The 25981-nt window shown below is 71.3% G+C and carries 20 protein-coding genes, 1 tRNA gene and 3 pseudogenes; 19 read left to right on the top strand and 5 right to left on the bottom strand.

Annotation, left to right across the window (positions count from 1 at the left end; translation table 11 throughout):
* The first annotated feature begins 43 nt into the window (after positions 1-43).
* The 5 genes and pseudogenes from OOK07_RS36415 to OOK07_RS36440 all read left to right on the top strand — a co-directional run bounded on the left by OOK07_RS36415 (position 44) and on the right by OOK07_RS36440 (position 4865).
* Entirely contained in the window at positions 44-1252 is a 1209-nt protein-coding gene (locus OOK07_RS36415) for a Gfo/Idh/MocA family protein (RefSeq protein WP_266800753.1), read from the top strand.
* 15 nt (positions 1253-1267) lie between these two features.
* The gene (locus tag OOK07_RS36420) at positions 1268-2266 is read left to right on the top strand and encodes a sugar phosphate isomerase/epimerase family protein (protein WP_266800754.1); all 999 of its coding nucleotides are present in this window, start codon (positions 1268-1270) and stop codon (positions 2264-2266) included.
* A 49-nt stretch (positions 2267-2315) separates the two neighbouring features.
* Positions 2316-2532: pseudogene (locus OOK07_RS36425) on the top strand (aldehyde dehydrogenase family protein); the annotation flags it as partial.
* Between the two features lie 835 nt (positions 2533-3367).
* A tRNA-Leu gene (locus OOK07_RS36435) sits at positions 3368-3455 on the top strand.
* A 351-nt stretch (positions 3456-3806) separates the two neighbouring features.
* Entirely contained in the window at positions 3807-4865 is a 1059-nt protein-coding gene (locus tag OOK07_RS36440) for a hypothetical protein (protein ID WP_266800755.1), read from the top strand.
* Positions 4866-5196: 331 nt separating this feature from the next.
* On the opposite strand, the gene OOK07_RS36445 is transcribed toward OOK07_RS36440, so the two are convergent.
* Positions 5197-6321, bottom strand: a complete 1125-nt coding sequence (locus OOK07_RS36445) for an acyltransferase family protein (protein ID WP_266800756.1) — start codon at positions 6319-6321, stop codon at positions 5197-5199.
* 156 nt (positions 6322-6477) lie between these two features.
* Here OOK07_RS36445 and OOK07_RS36450 point away from each other — a divergent pair, with 156 nt between their 5' ends.
* Positions 6478-6879: a BlaI/MecI/CopY family transcriptional regulator gene (locus tag OOK07_RS36450; RefSeq protein ID WP_266800757.1), complete on the top strand. Its 402-nt coding sequence runs from the start codon at positions 6478-6480 to the stop codon at positions 6877-6879.
* Positions 6880-7206: 327 nt separating this feature from the next.
* Here OOK07_RS36450 and OOK07_RS36455 read toward each other — a convergent pair whose 3' ends face one another.
* Positions 7207-7662 (bottom strand): tellurite resistance TerB family protein, encoded by a 456-nt coding sequence (locus OOK07_RS36455; protein ID WP_266686392.1) that lies wholly within the window; start codon positions 7660-7662, stop codon positions 7207-7209.
* A gap of 563 nt (positions 7663-8225) precedes the next feature.
* On the opposite strand from OOK07_RS36455, the gene fusA reads away from it, so the two are divergent.
* Positions 8226-10268 carry an elongation factor G gene (gene fusA, locus OOK07_RS36460; RefSeq protein ID WP_266800758.1) on the top strand — a complete coding sequence of 681 codons (2043 nt, stop codon included), beginning with the start codon at positions 8226-8228 and terminating at the stop codon, positions 10266-10268.
* Positions 10269-10313: 45 nt separating this feature from the next.
* On the opposite strand, the gene OOK07_RS36465 is transcribed toward fusA, so the two are convergent.
* The gene (locus OOK07_RS36465) at positions 10314-12116 is read right to left on the bottom strand and encodes a pectate lyase-like domain-containing protein (protein WP_266800759.1); all 1803 of its coding nucleotides are present in this window, start codon (positions 12114-12116) and stop codon (positions 10314-10316) included.
* A 250-nt stretch (positions 12117-12366) separates the two neighbouring features.
* Here OOK07_RS36465 and OOK07_RS36470 point away from each other — a divergent pair, with 250 nt between their 5' ends.
* Positions 12367-12531 carry a hypothetical protein gene (locus tag OOK07_RS36470; RefSeq protein ID WP_266686395.1) on the top strand — a complete coding sequence of 55 codons (165 nt, stop codon included), beginning with the start codon at positions 12367-12369 and terminating at the stop codon, positions 12529-12531.
* Between the two features lie 3 nt (positions 12532-12534).
* Complete coding sequence (locus OOK07_RS36475; RefSeq protein WP_266800760.1) at positions 12535-14316, top strand: ABC transporter permease subunit; 1782 nt, start codon at positions 12535-12537, stop codon at positions 14314-14316.
* 515 nt (positions 14317-14831) lie between these two features.
* On the opposite strand, the gene OOK07_RS36480 is transcribed toward OOK07_RS36475, so the two are convergent.
* Entirely contained in the window at positions 14832-15617 is a 786-nt protein-coding gene (locus tag OOK07_RS36480) for a CDP-alcohol phosphatidyltransferase family protein (RefSeq protein ID WP_266686397.1), read from the bottom strand.
* A gap of 108 nt (positions 15618-15725) precedes the next feature.
* Between OOK07_RS36480 and OOK07_RS36485 the strand changes: the two genes are divergently transcribed.
* The 6 genes and pseudogenes from OOK07_RS36485 to OOK07_RS36510 form a co-directional block, all read left to right on the top strand.
* On the top strand, positions 15726-16709 hold the full coding sequence (locus OOK07_RS36485; protein WP_266686398.1) for a zinc-dependent alcohol dehydrogenase: 984 nt from the start codon (positions 15726-15728) through the stop codon (positions 16707-16709).
* A gap of 287 nt (positions 16710-16996) precedes the next feature.
* Positions 16997-18223 (top strand): IS110 family RNA-guided transposase, encoded by a 1227-nt coding sequence (locus tag OOK07_RS36490; protein WP_266802171.1) that lies wholly within the window; start codon positions 16997-16999, stop codon positions 18221-18223.
* 141 nt (positions 18224-18364) lie between these two features.
* Positions 18365-18763, top strand: a complete 399-nt coding sequence (locus tag OOK07_RS36495) for a 6-pyruvoyl trahydropterin synthase family protein (protein WP_266686399.1) — start codon at positions 18365-18367, stop codon at positions 18761-18763.
* Positions 18760-19950, top strand: coding sequence for a glycosyltransferase family 4 protein (locus OOK07_RS36500; protein ID WP_266800761.1), 1191 nt, complete (start codon positions 18760-18762; stop codon positions 19948-19950). The genes OOK07_RS36495 and OOK07_RS36500 overlap by 4 nt, the downstream gene beginning before the upstream one ends.
* On the top strand, positions 19947-20933 hold the full coding sequence (locus OOK07_RS36505) for a class I SAM-dependent methyltransferase (RefSeq protein ID WP_266800762.1): 987 nt from the start codon (positions 19947-19949) through the stop codon (positions 20931-20933). The genes OOK07_RS36500 and OOK07_RS36505 overlap by 4 nt, the downstream gene beginning before the upstream one ends.
* Before the next feature lie 71 nt (positions 20934-21004).
* Positions 21005-21982: pseudogene (locus tag OOK07_RS36510) on the top strand (lysylphosphatidylglycerol synthase transmembrane domain-containing protein); the annotation flags it as partial.
* Positions 21983-22128: 146 nt separating this feature from the next.
* Here OOK07_RS36510 and OOK07_RS36515 read toward each other — a convergent pair.
* Entirely contained in the window at positions 22129-22893 is a 765-nt protein-coding gene (locus OOK07_RS36515; RefSeq protein WP_323183012.1) for a creatininase family protein, read from the bottom strand.
* A 38-nt stretch (positions 22894-22931) separates the two neighbouring features.
* Here OOK07_RS36515 and ribA point away from each other — a divergent pair, with 38 nt between their 5' ends.
* The 4 genes and pseudogenes from ribA to OOK07_RS36535 all read left to right on the top strand — a co-directional run bounded on the left by ribA (position 22932) and on the right by OOK07_RS36535 (position 25976).
* Positions 22932-23591 carry a GTP cyclohydrolase II gene (gene ribA / locus OOK07_RS36520; protein WP_266686403.1) on the top strand — a complete coding sequence of 220 codons (660 nt, stop codon included), beginning with the start codon at positions 22932-22934 and terminating at the stop codon, positions 23589-23591.
* A 36-nt stretch (positions 23592-23627) separates the two neighbouring features.
* Positions 23628-23753 (top strand): annotated as a pseudogene (locus OOK07_RS36525) (sarcosine oxidase subunit beta); the annotation flags it as partial.
* Positions 23750-24820: a saccharopine dehydrogenase gene (locus tag OOK07_RS36530; protein WP_266800764.1), complete on the top strand. Its 1071-nt coding sequence runs from the start codon at positions 23750-23752 to the stop codon at positions 24818-24820. The pseudogene OOK07_RS36525 and the gene OOK07_RS36530, both read left to right, overlap by 4 nt.
* Complete coding sequence (locus OOK07_RS36535) at positions 24813-25976, top strand: saccharopine dehydrogenase family protein (protein ID WP_266800765.1); 1164 nt, start codon at positions 24813-24815, stop codon at positions 25974-25976. Before OOK07_RS36530 ends, OOK07_RS36535 begins: the two co-directional genes overlap by 8 nt.
* Positions 25977-25981: the final 5 nt, after the last annotated feature.

The raw sequence follows: 25981 nt of genomic DNA on the forward strand, positions 1-25981 counted from the left end.
TCACATACAGCGCCATCACGACCAGGACCAGGAGGATATCCGTATGGGACAGCCCCAGCAGCCGGACGGATCGGAGGGCGGGGAGCCGCCACTGCGCGTCGGCATGGTCGGCTACGCCTTCATGGGCGCCGCCCACTCCCAGGGCTGGCGCACCGCGGCCCGCGCCTTCGATCTGCCGCTCCGCCCGGTCCTGGCCGCGATCTGCGGACGTGACGAGGGCGCCGTGCGCCGGGCCGCCGCCCGGCACGGGTGGGCGGCGACCGAGACCGACTGGCGGGCCCTGATCGAACGGGACGACGTCGACCTCGTCGACATCTGCACCCCCGGCGACAGCCATGCGGAGATCGCCCTCGCCGCGCTCGCCGCCGGCAAACACGTACTGTGCGAGAAGCCTCTGGCCAACACCGTCGAAGAGGCCGCGGCGATGACAGAGGCGGCCGAAGCTGCCTGGCGGCGGGGCCGGTTGGCCATGGTCGGCTTCAACTACCGCCGCCTGCCCGCCACTGCGCTGGCCCGGAAGATGATCGCCGAGGGCAAGCTCGGCACCCTGCGGCACGTGAGGGTGACATACCTTCAGGACTGGCTCGTGGACCCGCAGTTCCCGCTCACCTGGCGACTGCGCAAGGAGCTGGCCGGCTCGGGCTCGCTCGGCGATCTGGGCGCACACATCGTCGACCTCGCGCAGTACCTGGCGGGAGAGACGCTGGCCGGGGTCTCCGCCCTGACGGAGACCTTCGTACGGGAACGCCCCCTGCCCGTCGGCGCCACCAGCGGCCTGTCCGCCGTCTCGTCCGCCGGCGCCGGACCCGTCACCGTCGACGACGCCGCCCTGTTCACCGGCCGCTTCACCTCCGGCGCCCTGGCCTCCTTCGAGGCGACGCGCTACGCGACCGGCCGCAAGAACGCATTGTGCATCGAACTCAACGGCGAACACGGCTCGTTGGCCTTCGATTTGGAGCGCCTCAACGAACTGTCGTACTACGACGGTACGGAACCCGGCACGCACGCCGGCTTCCGCCGCATCCTCGCCACCGAACCCGACCACCCCTACCTGGACGCCTGGTGGCCGCCGGGGCACGGCCTCGGCTACGAGCACAGCTTCGTCCACCAGGCCCGCGACCTGGTCCACGCGATCGCCGAGGGCCGGCAACCGGAACCCTCCTTCGCAGACGGGCTGCAGGTGCAGCGCGTGCTGGCCGCCGTGGAGGAGAGCGCCGAGAAGAACTCCGTGTACACGCTCATAACCGCCTGAGGAGGGTTCAGGAGAATGCCGCGTCAGTTCACACTCTTCACCGGCCAGTGGGCCGACCTGCCACTCGAAGAAGTCTGCCGCCTGGCCCGCGAATTCGGCTACGACGGCCTCGAACTCGCCTGCTGGGGAGACCACTTCGAGGTCGACAAGGCGCTCGCGGACCCTGCCTACATCGACTCCAGGAAGCAACTGCTCGACAAGTACGGCCTCAAGTGCTGGGCCGTCTCCAACCACCTGACCGGCCAGGCCGTGTGCGACGCGATCATCGACGAACGCCATCAGGCCATCCTGCCGGGCGAGGTGTGGGGCGACGGAGACCCGGAAGGAGTCCGGCGACGGGCGGCAGAGCGCATGAAGGACACCGCGCGGGCCGCGGCCGACTTCGGTGTCGACACCGTCGTCGGCTTCACCGGCTCCGCCATCTGGCACCTGGTCGCCATGTTCCCGCCCGCGCCCCAGGCGATGATCGAGCGCGGCTACGAGGACTTCGCCGAACGCTGGAACCCGATCCTGGACGTCTTCGACCAGGAGGGCGTGCGGTTCGCGCACGAGGTCCACCCGAGCGAGATCGCCTACGACTACTGGACAACTCACCGTGCACTGCAGGCAGTTGGCGGCCGCCCCGCCTTCGGCCTGAACTTCGACCCCTCGCACTTCGTGTGGCAGGACCTCGACCCGGTCGGCTTCCTGTGGGACTTCCGCGACCGGATCTACCACGTGGACTGCAAGGAGGCCCGCAAGCGCCTCGACGGCCGCAACGGCCGCCTCGGCTCCCACCTGCCGTGGGGCGACCCGCGCCGGGGCTGGGACTTCGTGTCCGCGGGACACGGTGACGTCCCCTGGGAGGACGTCTTCCGGATGCTGCGGTCCATCGACTACCAGGGCCCCGTCTCCGTGGAGTGGGAGGACGCCGGCATGGACCGGCTCCAGGGCGCACCCGAAGCCCTCACCCGCCTGAAGGCGTACGATTTCGAGCCGCCGTCGGCCTCCTTCGACGCGGCGTTCGGCAACTGATGCTCCTGGACCGGCAACTGGCTGGCCGTACTGCACCGGCGCCAACCACAGGGCGATCTTCGACCGACTGCCCCCACAGATCCGCGCTTTCAAGGTCGGCCACGGCAAGCCCAGCTCCCGCGGCGACCGCGACGAACTGTTCGGCGGCTTCGGAGCGTCCTGGCGCGGCGCGTTCGTCGGCGGGGGCTTCTCGTGCGCGCGGTGACGCGGGTCCTGTCGGCGGAGCGGCTGCCGGGAACTTCCCGGACTGCCACCTCATGCCGTGACGAAAGCCGGGTGGCGTCCCGGGTGTACCCAGGCCGTGGCGGACGGCCGGGTGGCCTCCCCGGTCTCCTCGTCCCGAGGACGCCACCCGGCGACGACCTCGGATGACCTCAAATGGCCCCAGGGGCCAACCAGCGTGCCACGCCCGCGGACAGGGGTGCGGCGGATTCGGTACGGCGCGACGCACCGGGAATTCCGCCGGCGCCCGGCGGCTGATGCGAGCCCCGACTCCGAGCCCCACCGCCGGCCGGCCGGCCGAGATCACGTCCTCCGTGGACCCGATCTTGCCCAGCGCGGCCGGTGGACGGATCCGGTTGCTCCTCACGAGCAGCCCGGGCCGAAGGCGCTCCGTCTGCGCGGCAAGGCGCGCTGAGCGGGGTCCTGCCTTCCGCCCTCTATCTGTCCGTCCTCAGGTCCCGCGACCGGCAGAACGCTCCGGAGGACCGAATCCTGGTGCGGCGACGGCGCAGCCCGCAGGACCTGCACAAGAACGTCGTCGAGCTGACGCCCGCCGACGAGGAGTCCTTGCGTCAGGCGGAGAAGGCGCGCCGGGCCGCCGAGCGCCGTTTCCTCGCGTCGCTGGACGAGGAAACAGCGGCCACGCTCCCGCGGGCCCTGCAGATGTTGCCGGCGGCCGAACGTGTCTCGAAACGACCGGCGGTCCGGTACGCCGCCGTAGTGGACCGATCACCTCCGGTGACGTCCCCTCGTGCCCCGTCAGGGCCGTCCGGGGCCGGGCTCCGCGGCCCGGATATGCAGGTGAAGGGCAGTACGAAACCTTGGTATTGTTGTCCATGTCGCCGCGGGGAACACCTCAGTCCAGGCGGCAGACACCTTGTCCGGGTGGCGGAATGGCAGACGCGCTAGCTTGAGGTGCTAGTGCCCTTTATCGGGCGTGGGGGTTCAAGTCCCCCCTCGGACACCAGTAGCAGTTACCAGCTGAGACCCCTGTTGATCAGGGGTCTTTTGCATGTCCGGCCGCGGGTCGGCGGCCCGATGTGCGCCGACCGGTCCGACCTGCGCAGGCGGGGCGCCGCCGAGGAAAGGCAGCCAGGCTGAGACTCAATCCGGCCGAACGAGAGTCCACGCGTGCGACAGCCCAGCTCAGAGCGCCGCCATGTGCAACGGGAGCCGAGACCCTACAACAACGAAGCAGGTCGCCCTGACATCCAATCGAGGCGTTGACACCGAACCCACTCGGCGCTGATCTTTGCCATCCAGTCGAGTCGTCGCAGATCAGCCGACCATGTCAGTGTCCGGTCGCATACTGACGCCCATGCAGATATCGGCGTACACACTCAAGCGGGCCTGGCACCAGGTGTCCGCTGGCTCTGACGTTCTCGACGACGCGATGCTCCCGCCCATCGGCACCTCACCCGACCAGTACGAGCAGCACGTGGGCGAGTCGCACGGTCGACTCTTCCTGGTCCTGGACGACGACGGCACGGTGCGCGGCCACATCGGTCCCTATCGGGAGGTCTTCGTCACTCGGGACCTGGATCAGGTGCTGTACTTCGCAGCCGAGGACGCGGTCCGCAGGCTCGCCGAGCACATCGCGGGCCGGTCCCCGGGTTGCGGCCCGGTGGCCAATCTCGTCTCCGGGCAGGCCGAGCTGCTGGACCGGATCAACCTCGCCTGGGGCAGCCGATTCCGCAACGGCGGCATGGACGGTACGCAGCCCTCCGCTGCGTGCGGGCGCGACCCGCTGGAGCGCCTCGCCTGGATCGCTGGCAGCTGGCGCGAGCAGGACCCCTACACCCACCTCGCCTTCTTCCGCGGCGAGAGCATCAACGCCGAACAGATCGCCCTGCTCCACGGAGCCGACCCCGCACAGATCGCCGCCGGGACCCGTCTTGCGGATCTGCGCAGCATGGATGGCGGGACCTTCGACTACTGGGACATCGTCTGGGAAACCTGCTGCTACGGGCAGGCCGGCGACTGGGCGTTCCTGATGTACCACGAGACCCCCGGCTTCGGGCCCGACCTTGAGGCTCTCGCCCGCCTCGGTGTCACCGAGGCGGTGCACCTGAACGCCACCTCCGCGAAGGCCATCTACACCTTCGACTACATGCGCGACGGCCACCGTGTCGACGATGACTGGGGCGTCCTGGAGCTGATCTGGTACGACCGAGGCCGCGCCCCCTACTTCCGAGGCGGTCAGCTCGACTTCCTCAACCAGGCCCTACGCCGTGCCGAATTGGACCACCCCGAACTCACCAGCGAGTTCGAGCTGTACTTCCACGCTCTGGAGGACGCTTTCGACCTCCAACTGCCCCGGCAGGACATTCAGGAGGGAACGGTCCGGGCCGCGCAGTGGACACGCCGCAACAGTTGACAGTTCCATCCTGAGAGCTGGCCGAGGGCCGTGGCATCTCATGGCAGCCCGCCTGCCCGCGGGCCTCGTGGGCCAGGGCCAGGGCGAGGAGGCCGGCGGAGGCGGTAGGCGAACTCCTGGGTGACGAAGCGCCGGTACCCACGGGTCAGGACGAACACGGCCGGCCGGCGCAGGGGAGGGCGCTGAGGGTACTCACGGGCGGGTCGATCGGGAGGGGCGACCTTGCCGGGTGCCGCGATCAGGCTCGGTGTGCCGGGAGTGCCGGGAGCCGTGCCTCGCAGGGCCCGTCGGTCTGGCGGGCAACGTGGTGGCTCCTGTTGCTCGGTGGGTATCAGGACAACGCTTGTGACCCGGACCGAGTTCCCGGCTCGCGGGCCTGCTGCGGCGCACCGCGTGTGCCCTGTCGAAACGCCCACCCCAATCTCGGCTCCACGGCGAAGCGGAAGATCCGCCGGACGGGCGGTGTGCACAGCACGGTCACGATGGCACCGGCGCTGAGTGTGACGGTGATCTCACCGAGCGGCCCGTGGATCCAGCCAGGGGTGTACCAGCCCCAGAACTTCGACCCCTGGGCGACGAAACCGTGCAGTAGGTAGCCGTACAGGGTGCCCGCGCCCAGTGCGGTGAACCACATGCGGCGCCCCGGCACCCAGGCGAGGAAGCAGGCGACCAGGAGCATCGAGCAGCCGAAGACGGCAAGCGTCATCACCGGCCCGTACCAGGCGGGCGCGCCCAACTCCAGGGCGCTGTCGCGGTGGAAGAACCAGGCGCCGGTCATCCGGGGGGCCGCCCAGTACGACACGGCGAGCGCACCGGCGAACACCGGCACGGCCAGCACGCGCACCCGCCAGCGGCGCACCAGCCGGAAGTGCTCCGGCCGCAGGCACAGGCCGAGCACGAAGTAGGGCAGGAACTGCAGCACACGCTGCAGATCGAGGTCGTTGCCGATGGACGGGGAGACGGTCGCCAGCATCGCGACGACGAGCGCGATCGGTAGTGGCCACCGCGCGTTCTGCCAGATCGGCGTCGTCAGCCGCCAGATGAACAGCGCGATCAGGAACCACGTCAGATACAGGGGGTCCAGGACGGAGACCGGCCGGTCCGGGACACCGTCGGTCCAGCGGGTGAAAAAGGTGTACGCCGCCTCGAAGACGACGTATGGGACGGCGACGCCGGTCACGAGCCGTCTGATCTTCGCCGGGCTCGCGTCGAACCCACGGGAGAAATACCCGGAGATGACGATGAACGCCGGCATGTGGAAGGCGTAGACGAGGTTGTAGAGCGCGGTGACGGTCCGGCTGCCGTCCCGCAGCGGCTCCCACGAGTGGCCCATCGCCACAAGCACGATCGCCAGGTATTTCGCGTTGTCGAAATAGGCGTCGCGCTGTGTCGCCCGCCCTTGTTGCGCACCTCGCGCGGAAACCTCGCTTCCGGGTGGGTGTCCTGCCTGGGTCATGGCTGTGGTCTGGGGGTGGGACATCCCACGCGCCTCACCGGTTCTGTGAGACGTAAACCCCCCTCTCACTACGATGGAGCGGGCGCCGACCGGTGCGGTGCACTACCGGGAGGTGGCGTGGGGAAGAGGGGCAGGAGTGGCGGCCCGGAGGCGGACGTGCCTGCTCGCCGGCGAGGGCAGGAGCAGCTGGAGGCCGCCCAGGTGCTGTCCACCCTGCGGGCCGCGACGGTGCCGGTGCCGGCGGGCTGGGTGCGTGAGCGCCTCGGCGGCACGCTCGCCTACACCACCGTCATCACCATCCTGACCCGGCTCCAGGCCAAGGGCGTGGTGACCCGGCGGCGGGTGGGCCGCTCCTTCGTGTGGATGGCCGCGGCGGACGAGGCGGGCCTGGCCGCGCACCGCATGCGCAGGGTGCTGGACGGTGAGGCCGACCGGGAGGCGGTGCTGGCCAGCTTCGTCTCCTCTCTGCCGCCCCAGGACGAGGAACTGCTGCGCAAGCTCCTTCAGGAGTCCGGAGCCAGTGACGGTGACCCGCGCGAGGAAGGCCGGGAGTCGTGATCAGGGGCAGGAACACCGCCGACCCCGAGGTAGGCGCGACCGTGCCTGTTCCTGATCCTCAAGGCGGCGCCCCCGTGCTAGTGCCCGTCAGGCAACGTTTGCCCGTAAAGGAGCGGCGTCCGGTGCGTGCTCTGGGGGTCCCCCGGCCGGAGGCTGGGGGAGTGCCGGGTGCGGGCCCTTGTACTGGACGTACTTGGGTCTGTGCCAGGTGCGGCGAGTGGGGGCACCTCCCACGCCCTTGAGGCAGTGGGGGAGCGTGCCGGGCGTCGCGACGGAGCGAACGTTGCTTGTCGGGGCGCTAGACAGCCGGGGGCGCCGCCGAACCGGTCAGAGGTCGAATTCGTGCGGCGGCAGGTCGAGGGTGAAGCACGCCTCCCGTACGACGGCCTGCTCCGTCTTGTCGAAGTCGCCGTCGGCTCCGCCGATCACGATGCCGATCTGGACGACGGCACGGGCCTCGGCAGGCTTCTTCTTCGCCTTGGCGATCTCCTGCAGCACGCTGACCTTGCCGAAGGCGAAGTCGGTCGTCAGCTTGTTCAGGTTCTCCTCGAAGCGGCGGCGCAGGTCGTCGGCGGGGAAGTTCTGCAGGACCTCGTTGGTGGCGATGAGCTGGGCGACGCGCTGACGCTCGGCCGGGTCGATGGTGCCGTCGGCCGCGGCGACCAGGGCGCACATCGCCATGCTGGCGTCGCGGAAGGCGCCGCTCTTCAGGTCGTTCTTCTTCGCCACGAGCTGGGTCTGCATCGTCGACGCGGATTCCCTGATGCGGTCCCACAGGGCCATGAGAACTCCAGACGTTCAGGTCGGGGCTCGGTCCGCCCGGTCGGCGGCCCGATGCCTCATCGGTATCTACAGCAACGTAGAAACTATTGGCCCGGCGGATAAGTTCCGACCGTTTCCGCAAAGTTCACGAGGCGCCGGGGCCCGAAGAGTCCGGGGCCCGCAGAAAATGCGGTGCTCCCCTCCCCTCGTATTCCCTACACTCACCACGCATCGTGCGTCGACGTGACGCGCGGGACGAGTGATGAGGGGAGACCGGCCGTGCGGTACCGCACCGATGTCGTCGTCCCCCGCTCTCAGTACGAGGTGATCCTCGTGTCCTCGTTCTCCCGGTGCCCGCTGCGCGGCCGGCACCGGATGCCCGCGACGAGCGGCTGAGTACGCCAACACCTGGTGTACGGCGGGCTGTTGACGTTCCAGCAAGCCATAGTCGTGCCGCAGTCATGCCATGGGTCATGCCATGGGTATGCACCCATTCATACCTCTCATGGCCTCTCATGTCCTCATGCGGGAATCGCGCCGCCACCTGTTCCGATCGCCAAGATCACCAGAAAGGCCAACAGGCCGTGCGCACCAACCTCAACGCCCTCGCCGTCGTTCGCAACCTCGGCATCCTCGCTCACGTCGACGCCGGAAAGACGACCGTCACCGAGCGGATCCTGTACGCCACCGGCACCACGCACCGGCGCGGCGAGGTCCACGACGGCACCACCGTCACCGACTTCGACCCGCAGGAGCGAGACCGTGGAATCACCATCTTCGCCGCCGCGGTGAGCTGCGCCTGGGACGGTCACCGGATCAACCTCATCGACACTCCTGGGCATGTGGACTTCGCCGACGAGGTGGAGCGCTCCTTGCGGGTGCTCGACGGCGCGGTCGCGGTGTTCGACGCCGTGGCGGGGGTCGAGCCGCAGAGCGAGTCCGTGTGGCGGCAGGCCGACCGGCACGGCGTGCCGAGGATCGCCTTCGTCAACAAGCTGGACCGGGCGGGCGCCGACCTCGACGCGGCCGTCGCGTCGATCAGGGAACGACTCCATCCGGCGCCGCTGGTCGTGCAGTTGCCGATCGGCGCGGAGGACGGGTTCAGCGGTGTCGTCGACCTCGTGCGCATGCGGTCGCTGATCTGGGGCGAAGGGAGCGAGACGGCCGTGGAGGGGCCGGTGCCCGAGGAGTTGCGCGAGGAGGCGTGCCGGCGTCGGCGGCAGCTGGAGGAGACAGTGGCTGAACTGCACACCGGCGCGCTGGAGGAGTTCTGTGCCCAGTCGGTCCTGTCCCCGCCGACCCTGGTCGCCGCCCTGCGGGAGCTGACCCGCAGCGGCGACGGCGTGGTGGTGCTGAGCGGTTCGGCCTACCGCAACCGCGGGATCGAGCCGCTGCTCGACGCCGTGGTCTCGTATCTGCCCTCGCCGATCGACGTGCCCGCCGTGCGGGGCACGTTCGAGGGTTCTCAGCAGGAGCGGGCGGCCGATTCGGCGGCTCCCTTCGCGGCGCTGGCGTTCAAGGTGAACGCCACCCCGACCGGGCGGCTGACGTATCTGCGGGTGTATTCGGGAACGGTTGAGAAGGGAGACGCCGTGTGGGACACGGGAGCGCGCCGCACCGAGCGGATCGGGCGGATCCTGCGAGTCCAGGCCGACCGTCACGCCCGCATGGACCGGGCGGTCGCCGGGGACATCGTCGCCGTGGTCGGGCTGAAGTCCGCCCGCGCCGGCTCGACCCTGTGCGCCCCCGGCGCCCCGATCGTCCTCGAACCGCCCGGTGTCACCGAGCCGGTGGTCTCCGTGGCGGTCGAGGCCCGTATGTCGACCGACGCCGACAAGCTGGCCTCGGCGCTCGCGCGGCTGACCGAGGAGGACCCCTCGCTGGTCGTGCGGTCGGATCCCGAGACCGGCCAGACGGTGCTGTCGGGCATGGGTGAACTGCATCTCGAGGTCGCCGCGGAGAAGCTCCGTCGCGCCCACGGGGTGGAGGTCAACGTCGGTCGCCCCAGGGTGAGTTACCGCGAGACGGTCGGACGCGGGGTGTCCGGGATGGCCTTCCGGCACGTCAAACAGGACGGCGGAGCAGGGCAGTTCGCGCATGTCGTCCTCGATGTCGAGCCGCTGGACGACGGGTTCGAGTTCCGCTCGTCCGTCGTCGGCGGGCGGGTGCCGCAGGAGTACGTCCGGGCGGTCGAGGCGGGCTGCCGCGACGCCCTCGCCGAGGGCCCGCTCGGCGCTCACCCCGTGACCGGGCTGCGCGTCACCCTCACCGACGGGGCGACCCATGTGAAGGACTCCTCGGACACCGCCTTCCGCACGGCAGGCAGACTCGGTCTCCGTGAAGCCCTGCGCAGCTGCGCGATGGTTCTCCTGGAACCGGTCGTGGAGGTCACCGTCACCGTCCCCGAGGGCTCCGTCGGCGGCGTCCTCGGCGACCTCGCCGCCCGCCGGGGCCGGGTCTCGGGCTCGGCCACGCGCGGCGGCGCGGCCGTCGTGACGGCCACCGTGCCGCTGGCCGAACTCTTCGGCTACGCAACCCGGTTGCGCAGCCGGACGCAGGGCCGGGGCACCTTCACCGTCCGGCCCACCGGCTACGCACCGGCACCGGCTGTGACACCGGTCCGGTGACCGGCCGGGCGGCCCCTCCCGCACGTGGGAGAGGCCGCCCCCGGCTCACGGGTACGACACCACCGTGGAGGGCACGGTCGACGTCCCCGAGGTGGGAGAACCCGTCTCGTTGATGACGTGCTCGTACTGGCCGTTGCCGCCCAGGGAGACCACCAGCAGGTCGTGGAAGCGCACCCCGGCCCGGTTCGGCGCGGCGAAGCCGCTGTGCTGCACGATCGTCGGATCGACGTTGTAGTAGCAGTAACTGCCCAGGCCCCAGCCCTCGTGCGCGGTGACCCCGTCGCCGACCTTGTAGGCGGCGTAGCCCTTCACCGAGCCGTTCTGGATCGCGGCCTGGTTCGGGGCGTCGTAGGCCTTCTCGTTCTGGAAGAAGATCGTGCGCCCCCGCTGCCCGTTCCACTGCACGTCGTACTTGTTGAAGTGCTCCACGAACAGGCCGGTGCACAGGACGTCGTCGCCGTTCACGACCACTCCGTAGTCCGCCCGGTTGGTCTCCCAGCCGACGCCTTCGCCGTGGTCGGCGCGCCACACCCAGGTGTGGTCGACGATGGTGTGCCGGCTGTTGACGACCATGCTGGTGGTGGCCTTGCCGGCGCCCGCGCCGCCGATGCGGACGAACACGTCCTGGACGGTGGTCGGGTTGGCGGAGTGATCGCGTGTGGCACCGCGCGGGCCGATCTCCAGCAGGGCGGGGGAGTTGACCCGCCCGGCGTCGACCAGGAACCCCGCCAGACGCACACCGTCGACATCGGCGACACGCAGCGCGGTGACTCCGTTGTCGGGTACGAGAGTTGCGTAACCGAGGCCCAGGACGACCGTGTTGGCGCGGTTCACCTGGACAGGCTGGTCGAGGTGGTAGATCCCCGGCGTCAGAAGCAGGTGAAGTCCCTGCGCGAGCGCCTGGTTGAGGGTCGCGGCGGAGACGCCCGGCTTGGCGACGTAGAACTGCGACAGGGGCAGCGAGGTGCCGCGCGGGGTGCCGTTGCCCCAGGTGACGCCGCGGGCGTTCGTCCGCTTCTCCGGCAGGAAGACGTGGAGATCCGAGCTGCCGGTCACGTGGAGGAAGGGCTTCTCCCGGGAGACCGGGGTGGTGTCGAGTGTCGTGTACGGCGGGTTCGGGAAGCTCTGCGCGGGGGCGCCCTCCACGCCGGAGAACACCATGTTCCAGACGCCGTTGAGCCAGCTGCCGATCGCGCTGTCCCGGGTGTACCACTGCTGCTGCGAGTACGGGCCGACCTCGCCGTCGATGCGGCTGTCGGCGATGTAGCCGCCGCTCGCCCAACCGTAGCCCGTGGGCGAGAGGTTGAGGCCACCGCGAACGTGCATACGGCGAAACGGCGCCGCCTGGGCGACCGCCCACCGGTTGGTGCCGTTGGCCGGGACCAGGGCCAGATTCTCCGCCGAACGCCAGAAGTTCTGCGTCGCGTTGCCGTTGAACCAGCCCGCGTCGACGGTGACGTCCCCGTTGATGGTCGTGTCGTCGGGGGAGAGGCCCAGGCCCATGATCGAGGTGTAGAAGCCGAGTTGGGCGTTGAGGCCGTGGTACGTGCCCGGCTTGAACAGCAGCGCGTAGCGGCCGGTGCCGAACTGGGCCGACTCCTGCTGTTTGAACACCTCGTCCAGTTTGGCCTGGATGCCCGCCGTGGACGGGTCGAAGACGAGGACGTTCGGGCCGAGGTCGCCGCCGCCGGGGAGGCGCCGCGGCTTCCTGACGGCGCGCGGCGCGGAAGTGGCGGGGGCCGCGGAGGCGGGGACTGCGGAGGCGGGGGCGGACAGGCCGAGTGCGACGGGGGCTGCGGCGGCCGCCGCAACGAGCACGGATCTCCGGCCGATGTCAGGCAGGGGCATGGGGCGGCTCTCCTGTTCAGGATCTGAACGGCGTGGGGTCTGGGAGCGCTCTCTTGCCGGTGAATGCTTCAACTACCCGAACGGGTGCGTCAAGAGGTGCGGCCGGAGTTCCACAAGGGTTGTCGTACCCCTTGACGAGCCCATGCTTCGAGGTTTAACTCACGTCCTAAATTAAGACGTGAGTGCAATCCCTGAAGGGGCACCGGGAGCCAGGCGCAGCATCCGAGCCGCGGCCGTAGGTGTCGTCACCATGTCACTCGCCCACCGGCATCTACGGGCCCGCCGTCAGCTGGACCGAGGGCAGGCGGCTCAAGCCCGTCGGGCGGGCGGCGGCCACGAAGCCCGACGCTCGGTCCGCGGGGCGCTCCTCGACCCGTACGAGCGCACCCTCGTCGGCACCGGCACCCGGCGCTGAGGTATGCGGCCCAGGATCACCGCGCTTGTGTGGCGCGCCGGACTCGCCCTCGCCCTCGTCTGCGGTATCGGCCTGCTGCCCTGGCTCTCGCGTGCCGACCCGGCGCGCACCGTGCTCAGGGCGCGTTCGGCCGAACGAGACGCCACTCCCCAGGTGCTGGCCGACATCCGGGCGCAACTCGGCCTGGACGACGGACCGTCGCGATTGCTCGGGCGATGGGCCGACGGACTGTGGCGCGGGGACGCCGGGCGGTCCTGGATCTCCGGCACCGAGGTCACGCCCGCCGTGCTCCAGGCCCTCGGCGTCTCCCTGCTGCTGATGGCGGTGGCCCTCGCCGTCGCGGTCCTCACGGCCGGGCTCGTCTGCGCCCCCACCCTGGCGCGGCAGGGCGGGCGCAGGCGCGCCGGAGGCGGCGGTTCCGCGGTCCTGGCCGCGCTGCCCGAGTTCCTCACCGCGTCGGTCCTCGCCACCGTCGTCGGCGTACAACTCGGCTGGCTGCCCGCCCTCGGCTGGTACGGGCCCCGCTGGGCCGTACTGCCGGCGCTCGCCCTCGGTCTGCCCGCCGGGGCCGTGCTCGGGCGGCTCCTCGACGACCTGCTGCCCGGCGCCTTCGCGGAACCCTGGGCGCTCGCCGCCACCGCCCGCGGACTGCGCCGCCGGACCATCGCCCGCCAGGCCGTACGCCGGTGCGTGCCCGGACTGCTGCCCAACGCCGGGCTGTTCGTGGTCGGGCTGACCGGCGGATCCGTCGCCGTGGAGCAGATCTTCGACATCCCGGGGCTCGGCCGCACCACCCTCCAGGCCGCCCTCGCCCAGGACCTGCCGGTCCTGCAGGCCGGAACCCTTCTCCTCGTACTGCTGGCCGCCGCGTCCGCGGCCGCATCCCGACTCGCGGCCCGATGGCTGATCGGACCCGCTGAACGCGACGGGACGCTGTCGTCCCTGCACCGGCCACGGTCGCCCGTCCGCGGGATCCAGGTCCTCGCCTACGGTGGCTTGCTGCTCGCCGTCATCGCGCTCGGCCTGCCCCGCGACCCGCTCGCCCTCGACGCCGGGGTGCGACTCCAACCTCCGTCCTGGACGCACCCGTTCGGCACCGACGCGCTCGGCCGGGACATGCTCGCCCGGGTCGCCCACGGTGCCCTCGACACCCTCCTGCTCACCCTCGCGATCGGTGCCGTGGCCCTGCTCATCGGCGTACTGCTGGGGCTGTTGCCCCGTCTGTCCGGGCCCCTGGTCGACACCGTCAATGCCGTCCCACCGGTGCTCGGCGCACTCCTCGTCACCGCCGTCGCGGGCAGCGGACCGGCCACGCCCGCGCTCGCCGTGAGTGCCGTCGCCTGGGCGCCCCTCGCCGTGCACACCTCCGCGCTGCTGCGGCAGGAACGCGCCGCCCTGCACATCACCGCCACCCGGGGCCTCGGCGCGGGCCGCCGATACCTGCTCCGCCACGAGCTGCTGCCCGCCGTCCTGCCGCCCGTCACCCGCCACGCCCTGCTGCGCCTGCCCGGCACCGCCCTCGCGCTCGCCTCGCTCGCCTTCCTCGGTCTGGGCGCTCAGCCGCCCTCCCCGGAATGGGGCCTGCTGCTCGCCGAGAACCAGCCCTACGCCGAACGCGCCCCCTGGGCGGTCGTCGCCCCCGCCGCCGTCCTCGCCCTGCTCGGCGCGCTGGCGGTCAGCGCGGGCGGGGGAGTGCGACGGCCGAGGCGTCGTACCACCGAGGGCGCCGGGGCTGCCGAACAGCCTTCGCGTACGGGGGAGTTGGTGGGCCGGGTCGCCGCGTAGCCAGGGGCGCCGTCATGGCGATCGGGGAGTGGGTCGTCATCGCCAGGTCGGCGGCCGGCATGCTCCTCGGAGTGGCTGGCTGTGGCCGTGTCCCGGCTGGTGTCCGCCGCGAAAACATCCGTGGCGAGCGGGTTGTTGCCGCGTCGCGCCGCGTTGATGGCCCGCCCTGATGAAGATCCGGGTGAGATCGCCCGGCAGGTGAATCAAACACACGGTGCTGATCGCGTGGGGCGACGGAGTGATCGTCGGCGCTCTGGCTCGCGTCGCTTTCCCCGTGGTGTGCGGGATGCGGGGCCGCGTCGAGGACGTGGAGCGGGCGGCGCGGTCACACGGCGTGGCCGGGCACCGGTGTTGCGGGAGGCGTTGGGCCCCCTCGCCAGCCAGGGCCTACGTGCGGACCGTCGACCTGTTCCTCGCGGGCGGCCCGGGAGCGGCGAACCGGCTCTACGGGTGTCTCGCCTTCCCGGTGCGGGAGTTCACGGTGTACCGGCCGGAGTCGGCGAGGCGAGGGGTGTTCAGGACGCCACAGGCTCCCGCTCCGGCAGTGCCGTCTCCCGCTCCAGCATCTCCTCGACCTCGCCCTCCTGGACCCGCGAGGTCCGCCACAGCCACACGACGTCCCGGCCGAACGACCACAGGAGCGTGGTCAGCGCCGTGGCGACGACGGCGAAGGTCGCCGTGTGGGGCAGCAGGCCCGAGGCGGCCGTCAGCAGGAAGATGCCCTGGAACGCGGCGACCGCCTTGCGAGCCGTGCTCGGCGGCAGCGAGGCGTTCAGCCACGGCCAGACACGGGCCGCGGCGACGAAGCCGTAGCGCATGCCGCCGATGAGCATGACCCAGAGGCCGAGATGCATCGACACGTACACACTGAGCACCAGGATCAGGAACGCGTCGACCTCCATGTCGAAACGGGCGCCCAGCGCGGTCGACGTGCCGGTCCTGCGCGCCACCTTGCCGTCGACACCGTCCAGTATCAGGGCGACCGCCGTCAGGCCGACGAACAGCGTGACCGGCGGGGAACTCTCGAAGGAGTCCGCGACCAGGGCCGTGACACCGCCGACCAGAGTGGCCCGGCCGAGGGTCACCCGGTTGGCCGGGCCGAAGGAGCGCAACCGGGAGCGGTGCAGTGCCCGGGAGAGCACGGCCCAGCTTGCGACGGCGAAGACGAGGCCGGTCAGCCACCCCGCCGGTCCCATGCCGATCGCCGTGCCGAGCAGGGCCAGCAACAGGATCTGAACGCCCGCTCCCACAGCGGTCTCCTGCTGGACCAGCCTTGCGTCGTAAGTGTTGTTCAGGGCCACCGCACACCCTCCGGCCGTATGACAGAGTCGATCAACGCCGCGCTCTGTGCGCGGCCCGTGCACACCTCGGTACGTGAACAACTTCCAGATGGTTCAGGAGGAGGCCGGATGAACTACATCGCACGCGCGTTCTGGCTCAGTCGTCAGGGGCACGGTGAGATACGGAGCACCGATCTGCCGGGGCCCGCGGAGGGCGAGGTGCTGGTGCGCTCGCTTTTTTCGGGAGTCAGCCGTGGCACGGAGACACTCGTCTTCCGCGGCGGCGTCCCCCAGAGCCAGCACGCGGCCATGCGGGCACCGTTCCAGGAGGGCGACTTCCCCGCGCCGGTGAAGTACGGCTACCTCAACGTCGGCGTGGTCGAGGAGGGGCCGGCCGAACTGGCCGGCCGGACGGTGTTCTGCCTCTACCCGCACCAGACGCGGTACGTCGTCCCCGCCGCCGCCGTGACCGTCGTACCGGACACCGTGCCCGCCGAGCGGGCCGTCCTCGCCGGCACCGTCGAGACCGCCGTGAACGCCCTCTGGGACGCGGCGCCCCTGGTCGGCGACCGGATCGCGGTGGTCGGCGGCGGCATGGTCGGCTGCTCGGTGGCCGCCCTGCTGGCCCGCTTCCCCGGCGTCCGGGTCCAGCTGGTCGATGCCGACCCCGCCCGCGCGAAGGTCGCCCAGGCCCTCGGTGTCGACTTCGCCCTGCCCGGCGACGCCCTCGACGGACGCGACCTCGTCGTCCACGCCAGCGCCACCGAACAGGGCCTCGCCCGGTCCCTGGAGCTGCTCAGCGACGAGGGCACCGTCCTCGAACTGAGCTGGTACGGCGACCGGAAGGTCAGCCTCCCGCTCGGCGAGGCCTTCCACTCCCGTCGGCTGGTCATCCGCAGCAGCCAGGTCGGCACCGTCTCCCCGGCCCGCCGCTCCAGCCGTACGTACGCCGACCGGCTCGCCCTTGCCCTCGACCTGCTCGCCGACCCCGCGCTCGACGCCCTCGTCACCGGTGAGTGCGCCTTCGATGAACTGCCGGACGTCATGCCGCGTCTGGCCTCCGGGGAGATCCCGGCGCTGTGCCACCGGGTCAGGTACGAGGACACGGAGTGACTGAGTCGTTCAATTTGGAACGACTCTCGGGGTTGCGAGGCCGCCTAATGGGAGCTACGGAGCCGGGGAATGCTCGGGTCCGTAGCCGCCAGCAGGTGAGCACTACCGACGCCGGAAGCATTCGACTTCTGAGGTCAGACCGTGCCCCTGCTGGTCGGCCGGGAGGCCAGACCGTTGATGGGGTGGCGTGCCCGCCGGGCAGTGGGGCGTGAGCACTGGATCCATTAGGCCGCGTGCCGTGCCTTCCGCAGGCTGCATGGAGCAAAGCACCTGACCAGGAGGACGAGTTGCTGCTGATCGGCGATGACTGGGCCGAAGACCACCACGACGTCGAGGTCCAGGACGAGGCAGGCCGAAAACTCGCCGCGGCGAGGCTGCCCGAGGGCGTGGAGGGAATCGCGAAGCTGCACGAGCTCCTGGCCAAGCACGGCGGCGAGGGCCTGGATGCCGCCGACGTGGTGGTGGGGATCGAGACCGACCGCGGCTCCTGGGTGCAGGCCCTGATCGCCTCCGGCTACCAGGTCTATGCCATCAACCCGCGGCAGGTCGCCCGGTTCAAGGAACGCTATGCCTCCTCCGGCGCCAAGAGCGACAGGGGCGACGCGCACGCGCTGGCGGACATGGTCCGCATCGACCGGGCCCAGCTGCGGCCGGTGGCCGGGGACAGCGAGCAGGCGCAGGCCGTCAAGGTCGTCGCCCGCGCCCACCAGACCTTGATCTGGGAACGCGTTCGCACGTTCCAGCGGCTGCGCAGCACGCTGCGCGAGTACTTCCCCGCCGCCCTGGCCGCCTACGCGAACCTCACACTGACCAGCACGGACGCCCTGGAACTGCTGATCAAGGCCCCTACCCCGGCGGCCGGGGCGAAGTTGACCCGTGCCCAGATCACCGCCGTTCTGGCCCGTGCCCGCCGGCGCAACCGGGACGCGAAAGCGGCCACGATCCAGGCCGCGCTGCGCGAACGGCAGCTGGGCCTGCCCGAGCCGGTCACGACCGCCTACGCGGCCACCGTCACCGCTCACGCGAAGCTGCTGATCGCCCTGAACGAGCAGATAGCCGACCTGGAAGGGCAGGTGAGGGCCCATTTTCTCAAGCACCCAGACGCTGAGATCTACCTCTCGATGCCCGGCATCGCGGAGATCACCGGCGCCCGGGTGCTCGCCGAGTTCGGGGACGACCCCACCCGCTACGCGTCCGCCAAAGCCCGCAAGAACTACGCCGGCACCAGCCCCATCACCCGGGCCTCCGGCAAGAGCCATACCGTCCAGGCCCGATACGTCCGCAACAACCGGCTCGCCGATGCGTTGCAGACCCAGGCGTTCTCCGCCCTGCGCGCCTCGCCCGGCGCCCGCCACTACTACGACAAACAACGCGCCCGCGAGGCCGGTTACAACCCGGCCCTGCGGCAGCTCGGCAACCGCCTCGTCGGCATCCTCCACGGATGCCTCAAGACCCGAACCCTCTACGACGAAGCGACCGCCTGGTCGCACCACGCCCACACCCCTGCCGCTTGACACCAAACGACATGGGGTGTCTGACCTGAGAAAAGAGTGGAGGGCGGTTGAACGCGGGAAACCGAAGAGCCGTATTACCAAGGCATCCCCCGGCGGCCAACGGCCGGGGGGCCAGACGTGCCGCACCTGGAGGGTCGTCCGTTGTTCAGTGTCACCGTCCGCGATCACATCATGATCGCCCACAGCTTCCGCGGCGAGGTCTTCGGACCCGCGCAGCGTCTGCACGGAGCGACGTTCCTGGTGGACGCCACATTCCGGCGCGAGCAGCTGGACGACGACAACATCGTCGTCGACATCGGACTCGCCACGCAGGAACTGGGCGCCGTGGTCAGCGAGCTGAACTACAAAAACCTCGACGACGAGCCCGACTTCGCCGGAGTCAACACCTCCACGGAGTTCCTGGCCAAGGTCATCGCCGACCGGCTCGCAGAGCGGATCGGGAAGGGCGCGCTCGGCGAGGGCGCCAGGGGCATCGCGGCGATCGCCGTGACCCTGCACGAGTCGCACATCGCCTGGGCGAGTTACGAGCGTGCCCTGTGACCGACGTGACCCTGGAGAAGGTGGAGCAGCCGGCGCTCGGCCACGTGCACATCAAGCACTCCGCCCTGAAGAACGCCGAGATCATCCCCATGTCCCTGCGCTCCGTGCACTTCGTCCTGCCGGGCGGTGTCGACGACCCGGCCGCGCCGAGCGGCGGCAACGCCTACGACCGGCGGGTGAGCCTGGATCTGCCCGGCTTCGGCTGGCAGGTCCACCGGCACGCGGTGGCCGGCGAGTGGCCCCGGCCGGGAGCGGCGGCCCGGGCGGAACTCGCCCGTACGCTGCGGGAGTTCCCGGACGGAACGGTCGTCATGCTGGACGGGATCGTCGCCTGTGGCGTCCCGGAGATCGTCGTCCCGGAGGCCGAGCGGCTGCGCCTCGCGGTCCTGGTGCACCTTTCGCTCGGCGACGAGACGGGTCTCGAACCCGCCGTGGCCGCCGAGCTGGACGCCAAGGAGCGCGACGTGCTGCGGGCCGTGCCCGCCGTGATCGCCACCAGCGACTGGGCGGTGCGCCGCCTGGTCGCCCACCACGGCCTCGCCCCCGAGCGGGTCCATGTCGCCGCCCCCGGCGCCGACATCGCGCCCCTCGCCTCCGGCACCGACGGCGTCTCCCGCCTGCTGTGCGTGGCCGCGGTGACCCCGCGCAAGGGGCAGCACCGGCTGGTGCAGGCGCTGGCCGCGGCGAGGGACCTGCCGTGGAGCTGCGTGTGCGTCGGCGGACTCGGGCACGACCCCGAATACGTGGCCCGTCTGCGGCTGCTGATCAAGGAGCACGGTCTGCAGGACCGCATCGAGCTCGCGGGCCCGAAGGCCGGCGCCGAGCTCGACGCCAGCTACAACACCGCCGACCTGATGGTCCTCACCTCGTACGCGGAGACGTACGGGATGGCGGTGACGGAGGCCCTCGCGCGCGGTATCCCCGTGCTGGCCACCGATGTCGGCGGCCTCCCGGAGGCGGTGGGGCGCGCCCCCGACGGCGGCGTCCCCGGCATCCTCGTCCCGCCGGAGGACCCCGCTGCCCTCGCCGCCGAACTGCGCGGCTGGTTCGGCGAGGCCGATGTACGACGCCGGCTGAAGGCCGCCGCCCGGGGCCGACGGGCCGCCCTGGACGGTTGGGCGACCACGGCCCGAAGCCTCGCCGGAGTACTGGGCCGGCTGCCGAGTGAACCCCGGAGGGCGGCATGAACAGGACCGTACAGATCGGTGAGAAGATCCCGGCACAGTCCGGGCCCAGGGAGGACGCCGTGCCCGTGGACTCCGTGATTCCCGGCGCCGGCCCCGCCGCCCCGGGCTCCGGCGAGCGCGCCACCGTACGGCTGCGGGACACCGGGCCGCAGGAGCCGCCCCGTTACGCGCCCGAGTGGCTCGAACTGCGCGAACCGGCCGACGCCGCCGGGCGGGCGCACGAGCTGCTCGACCCGCTGCGGATCCGGCTGGCCAACCTGCCGGGCAAGGCCGGGTTCGTCATCCACGACCTGGGCTGCGGCACCGGTTCGATGGGCCGGTGGCTCGCGCCCCGCCTGGACGGTGCCCAGCACTGGATCCTGCACGACCGCGACCCCTACCTCCTGCACTTCGCGGCCGTCGCCTCGCCGCGCTCCGCCGCCGACGGCAGCCGGGTCACCGTGGAGACCCGCCGCGGCGACGTCGCCCGGCTCACCCCGGACGGCCTGGCCGGCGCCTCCCTGGTGACAGCCTCCGCGCTCCTCGACGTCCTCACCCGCGAGGAGATCGAGACCCTCGCCGACGCCTGCACCGGGGCCGGCTGCCCGGCCCTGCTGACGCTCTCGGTCGCCGGACGGGTCGAGCTCACCCCGTCCGACCCGATGGACGCGGAGATCACCGACGCGTTCAACGCCCACCAGCGCCGGGACGGCATGCTCGGCCCGGACGCGATCACGGTGGCGTGCGAGGCGTTCTCGGAGCGGGGCGCGACGGTACGGGTCGACCCGAGCCCCTGGCGGCTCGGCCCCGGCGAGGCCGCGCTGACCGCCCAGTGGCTGCGCGGATGGGTCGGCGCCGCGGTCGAGGAGCGCCCCGAGCTGAAGGCACGTGCAGAACGGTATCTGCAGGAGCGCCTGGCGGCCTGTGAGGCAGGCGAGCTGCGCGTCACGGTCCACCACGGCGACCTGCTGGCGCTGTCCCGGCCGACGGACGGGGCGTCATGAGCGTGGAGACGGTCAGGGCAGTCGTGGTGCGGCCGGAACAGCGTGAACGAGGCGAGCAGGCAGAGCGGGGCATGGCGGTCGACGGGCGGACCGGGGCCGTGCGGACCGGTGGAGTCGTCTCCGTCCCGCCCGTCGGACCCGCCGTCTCCACCGCCCGTATCGGCGTGATCGTCTCCTCCGGGCGGCCCGGGGCCGCCACCGGGGTGTCCTGGTGGCGCGGTGTCCTGGCCCGGCTCAACTCCCGTGCCGTGCGGACCCACTTCGGCACCGTCGCGGGCGTCGTCATCCTCGGCGCCCTGCTGTGGCATCTCGGTACCGGCGTCCTGCTGGACGGGCTGCGGCGCATCGACGCCACGACGCTGCTGGTGTCGCTCGTCATCGGTGTGGCCACCACCGTGCTCAGCGCCTGGCGCTGGGCGCTGGTGGCCCGGGGCCTGAAGATCCGGCTGCCGCTCGGCGCGGCCGTCGCCGACTACTACCGGGCACTGTTCCTGAACGCCGCCCTGCCCGGCGGTGTCCTCGGCGATGTGCACCGGGCGGTCCGGCACGGGCGGAGCGCCGGCGACATGGGCCGCGGCGTACGCTCCGTGGTCCTCGAACGGGTCGCCGGGCAGGCCGCGTTGACCGTCGTCGGAGCGGCGATGCTGCTGACGATGGACTCGCCGGTACGGGACGAGGTGCGGCACTTCGCACCGCTGGCCGTGCTCACCGCCGTGGGCGCGCTCGCCGTCGTGATCGCACTGCGCATGAACCGCGTGCCGTCCCGGCGCGGACGGGCCCTGCGCTCGACGCTGGCCGAGGCCCGCGAGGGGCTGCTGTCGCGCCGCAACTGGCCGGGCGTGACCGTCTCGTCGCTCCTCATCCTGGCCGGCCACCTCGGGATGTTCGTGCTCGCCGCCCGGGTCGCGGACTCTCATGCCTCCGTCGCCGCCCTGCTGCCCCTCGCGGTACTGGCGCTGGTCGCCATGGGGCTGCCACTCAACATCGGCGGCTTCGGGCCCCGGGAAGGCGTCACCGCCTGGGCGTTCGGGGCGGCCGGCCTCGGCGCGAGCAGCGGCGTGGCCGTCGCCGTGGTGTACGGCGTGCTCAGCTTCGTGGCCGCGCTGCCCGGCGCCGTCGTCCTGGTGACCCGCTGGTACACGGGCCTGCGCGACGGTTCCGGGACGGCACAGGCGGCCCCGGAACCCGGCTCCGGTTATCCGCGCCCGTCCGCCGACGTGAGGAGCGAGAAATACGCGCCGAACGAATCCGCGAGGCTCGCGAGCAGTTCCTTCCCTTTTTCCGCGGAACCCAGCGAAGGACGCCCGATGACACCCGAATCGGTATAGCCGGACATACCGAGGGTGAGCAGATGACGGCGGTCGTCCGCGACGAAATCGGAGGTTTCATATCCGGGCCGGAGGAATTCCGGGTGAGCGTGCAGAAGGATGGAGGTCTCGATTTCTCCAGCGTGCATGTCGGTCAGCAGCGAGGTGGCCACCCCCGCCCGCCCCAGTGCCGCTTCCCAGTCCTCCACGGCCGGGAAGAGCGCCATGCGCTCGCCGCGGGCGGAGGATTCCTGAACGACGTTGCCCAGTACGTAGTTTCCGCCGTGGCCGTTGACCACCACCAGGGCGTCGACGCCGGAGCGACGGAGCGAAGCCGCGATGTCCGACACCACCGCATGAAGGGTCACCGAGGAGATGCTGACGGTCCCGGGCCAGGCCGCGTGCTCGTGCGAGCAGGAGATCGTCACCGGGGGCAGGAGGTGCACCGGGTACGCCGCGGCGATCTCCCGGGCCACGGCACAGGCGACGAGCGTGTCGGTCGCCAGCGGAAGGAAAGCACCGTGCTGCTCGAAGCTCCCGACCGGAAGGACGGCGACCTGCGTTGAGACACCCGCCGCCCTGGTCCGTACCTCTTCCGTAGTGTCCGCCGGCACCAGCCCGTTCGCCGCCGTACGCGCGCCCGAATCACTCATTTCTTCACGGCCCTTCGTCTCTGCTTAGGAATCAGATCATGACAGATAAAATCGGCGTCCTCGGCAAGAAGTCCGCGCAGCGCACGGGCGTGGAGCGGATTGTGAATGCACCGCTGCCCACGGTGTACGGCCAATTCCGGGCGATCGGCTACATGGACCATGACCGCGGTGACGAACAAGTGGCCCTGGTCCACGGTGAGATCGGCACGGACAATGTTCTCACCCGGCTCCATTCCGAGTGCCTGACCGGTGACGCGTTCGGCTCCCAGCACTGCGAGTGCGGTGACCAGCTCGCCTCCGCGCTGAAGGCGGTGGTCGCCGAAGGCAGCGGCATCGTCGTCTACTTGAGGGGCCACGAGGGCCGCGGGATCGGTCTGCTGGCCAAGTTGCGGGCGATGGCGCTGCAGGCGGAGGGCCTGGACACCGTCGAGGCGAACCTCGCGCTCGGACTGCCGGTGGACGCCCGTGACTACGGCGTCGCCGCCGGGATCCTGCAGGACCTGGGCGTGAACTCGGTCCGGCTGATGTCCAACAACCCGCGCAAGCGGGAGGCGCTGGTGCGGCACGGCATCCAAGTGGCCGAGACCGTACCGCTGTTGATCCCGCCGTGCGAGAGCAACATCACCTATCTGCGCACCAAGCGCGAACGCCTCGACCATGTCCTGCCGCATCTGGACGCGGTGGCGCACCTGTCCTGATCACTCCCGTCACCTCGCCGTCGCCGGTGTCCGCCGGGACCCGCCGTCGGCGAGGTGGGCCGTGCCCCGGACCCCGGCCGCGTACTCTTCGTGGACGTCAGCCCCTTGAGCGCCGGCCCTGTCGCGGCCGACGCCCCGCGCCCGGAGGCCCACCTCGTATGACAGAGCTCCATCTGTGGCTGCGCCACGAGGTCCGCAGCACCGAACGCCGCACGCCCCTCGTGCCGTCCGACGCCCGCCGGCTCGTCGACAGCGGGGTGACCCTGACCGTGGAGGAGTCCCCGCAGCGGATCTTCCCCATCGAGGAGTACGAGGCGACGGGCTGCCGCGTCACACCGGCGGGCTCATGGGTGTCGGCTCCGGACGGCGCCGTCGTCGTCGGCCTGAAGGAACTCCCGGACGAGCCCGCCGAACTGACGCGCCGGCACATCTTCTTCGGGCACGCCTACAAGGGGCAGCCCGGTGCCGAGGCCCTGCTGCGGCGCTTCGCCGCCGGGGGAGGGGCGCTCCTCGACCTGGAGTACCTGGTGGACGACGACGGCCGCAGGCTTGCCGCGTTCGGGTTCTGGGCCGGCTATCTGGGCGCCGCCCTGGCCGTGTTGCAGCAGCGGGGCAGGCTCGCAGCGCCCCTCACGCCCACGTCCAAGGAGGAACTGGACGAGACGCTCCGACGCGCCGACGGGGACGAGGAGTTCACGGCTTTGGTGATCGGCGCCCTGGGCCGCAGCGGACGGGGTGCACGCGTCGCCTTCCACACGGCCGGGGTCGAACCGACCTGCTGGGACCTCGCCGAGACCCGCGACCTGGACCGGCCGGCCCTGCTCGCCCACGACGTCTTCGTGAACGCGGTCCTCGCCACCACCCCCATCCCGCCCTTCCTCCGGAAGCAGGACATCCAGGAGGGAGCCGACCCCGCCCGCCGCCTGCGCACCGTCTGCGACGTCACCTGCGACGTCGGCTCCGAGCTGAACGTCCTGCCGGTCTACGACCGCACCACGGACTGGGAGCACCCCGTGCGCCGCCTGCGCGAGAACCCCCCTCTCGACCTGATCGCCATCGACAACCTGCCCTCCCTCCTCCCGCGGGAGTCCAGCACCGACTTCTCGGCGGCACTGGTGCTCCAGCTCCTGGAGTTCGGTGCCGGCGGGGCCTGGGGCCGCTGTCTGGACCGCTTCCGCCAGGCCGGCCGCGAACTCGGCATCACAGAAGGGGAGTTCCGCCATGTCTGACAGCACCGACAGGGTCACCGCGAGCGGTACCGTCCACTGGATCGGCGCAGGTCTGTCCACGGGCAGCGGCCTGGCCCGCCTGTGCGAGACGGCCGAGCGGGTACGACTGTGGCACCGCACCGAAGAACGCGCCGGTCAGGCCCTCGACCGCCTGGGCCTGACCGGCCGCGCCGAGCCCCGCGCGTACACGGTCACCGCCCTCGCCGCCGAACTGGCGCCCGGCGACGTCGTCGTATCGATGCTGCCCGCACCGGAACACGCCGCCATCCTGGCCGTCTGCGTGCGCGAGGGGGCCCACTTCGCCTGCTCCAGCTATGTGTCGGACGCCGTACTGGAACAGGTGCCCGGCGCCGCGAAGGCCGGCCTCGTCGTCCTCACGGAGGCGGGGCTCGACCCGGGCCTCGACCATCTCTTCGCGCACAGCCTCGTCGCCCGCGCCCGGGAGGCGATCGGCGCCGGCACGCCGGCCTCGTACCGCTTCACCTCGTACTGCGGCGGCATCCCGGCGGTCCCGAACGACTTCAGGTACCGCTTCAGCTGGGCGCCCGCAGGGGTGCTCAACGCGCTGCGCTCGCCCGCCCGTTACATCGAGGACGGCGTGCAGACGACCGCCGACCGGCCCTGGGAGGCCACCCGGCCGCACGTCCTCGACGGCGAGAGGTTCGAGGTCTACCCGAACCGGGACAGCATCCCCTTCGTCGAGCAGTACGAACTGCCGGCCGCCTGGCAGGCACGGTCCTTCGTCCGCGGCACCCTGCGCCTCGACGGCTGGCTGCAGGCCTGGGACGCGGTGTTCGAGGAGCTCAACGCCGGCGACGACGCCCGGATCGGCGAGCTGGCACAGGAGTTGGCGGCCCGTCATCCCACCACCGACGCCGACCGCGACCGGGTCGTGCTCGCCGTGTCGCTGGAGGTCCGGGGAGAGGGGGAGCGAAGCTGGTCGGGGGGTTACCTCCTGGACCTGGTGGGCGACGCGGAGGAGAGCGCGATGGCCCGCTGCGTCTCCCGTCCCCTGGCCCTGGGCATCCGCCACATCCTCGACGGCACCCTGCCCGCCGGGCTCGGCCGGGCGGCGGAGACAGCGGACCGGTCGGAGCGGTGGCTGGACGAACTCGCCCACGAGGGGCTGGACTTCACCCTGCGCACCGCCCCGTAGGCGGA

It is taken from the genome of Streptomyces sp. NBC_00078 (assembly GCF_026343335.1).
Taxonomy (GTDB): Bacteria; Actinomycetota; Actinomycetes; order Streptomycetales; family Streptomycetaceae; genus Streptomyces.